Origin of the sequence: Candidatus Skiveiella danica (assembly GCF_022705245.1) — a bacterium.
Taxonomy (GTDB): Bacteria; Pseudomonadota; Gammaproteobacteria; order Burkholderiales; family Burkholderiaceae_C; genus Skiveiella; species Skiveiella danica.
The window spans coordinates 1-232 of the sequence record NZ_JAKJEW010000155.1 but is presented as its reverse complement, the minus strand read 5'-3'; the positions used below and the strand labels follow the sequence as shown (position 1 = coordinate 232).

General features: G+C 73.3%; 1 pseudogene. It reads left to right on the top strand.

Going from position 1 to position 232, the window contains the following annotated elements:
• Positions 1 to 232, top strand: a pseudogene (locus tag ACMUOY_RS20660) (indolepyruvate/phenylpyruvate decarboxylase); the annotation flags it as partial.

Below are 232 nucleotides of genomic sequence, written 5' to 3'. Positions count from 1 at the left end.
GCGCGCATCCAGGCCGCCCAGCGCCCGGTGCTGGTGGTGGACGTGGAGGTGCGGCGCTTCGGCATCGAGGCGCGCGTGGCCGAACTGGCGCGCCGCCTGCAGTTGCCCGTGCTCACAACCTTTATGGGCCGAGGCCTGCTGGCCGACGACGGCGTGCACTCCGGCGTGCAGCTGCACGGCACCTACCTGGGCGTGGCTGGCGCGCCCGAGACCAGTGCGCTGCTCGACGACT